The sequence below is a fragment of the Alistipes sp. CAG:29 genome (assembly GCF_000435435.1).
Taxonomy (GTDB): domain Bacteria; phylum Bacteroidota; class Bacteroidia; order Bacteroidales; family Rikenellaceae; genus Alistipes; species Alistipes onderdonkii.
Window position 1 is genome coordinate 1 of record NZ_FR893479.1, and the last position, 589, is coordinate 589.

Annotated in this window: 1 protein-coding gene; it reads right to left on the minus strand. The window is 43.5% G+C overall.

Translation table 11 applies throughout. The features are described 5' to 3' along the window. On the minus strand, nt 1–589 hold a 589-nt coding region (locus tag QVP03_RS10125), incomplete at both ends, for a nucleotidyltransferase family protein (RefSeq protein WP_288210753.1).

Below are 589 nucleotides of genomic sequence, written 5' to 3' on the forward strand. Positions count from 1 at the left end.
CTTTAACAGATGGCTGTATACCTGCCTGAAAAACGTATGTATCAAACCTTCCCGGTAAACGATCCGGTGTTTCCAACGATTCGCCAACCAACGACGGAATTTAAACCGCATTATCCGGATAAAACCTTTTTCAGGAAATTTCTCGCTGAACTCAGGATGCAAAATATCATTTAAAACCCGTTCTTCGAGTTTTAAATCACGTTCGAACGAAGGAAATAGTTTCGCATCTACCCCTATGTTATTTATTGAAATAGCATTTATACAATTCAGAAATCGATGCATGTTCATCCGGCGGGCCGTCGCATAAAGCTCCGTCCAATCAATCTTATCACAGTAACGGAGGATGAACATGCCCCAATCGGCTATATGCCTCATCCCAATCTCCGCTGCAGCGAAATGTGCTGCGGCATGCCGTAACAGAAATAATGCATTGAAAGAGGGTGACGGAAGATGAATTTCCGTATCTTTCAGACAGATCGTTTCACCATGGATTTCGGCATAGGTCCTCAGCAACTGCTCGATCTCACGATTCGATGCATGGGCATGAACATTCAGAAAGTCGTAATGATTTTCGACCATAATTCCGTCG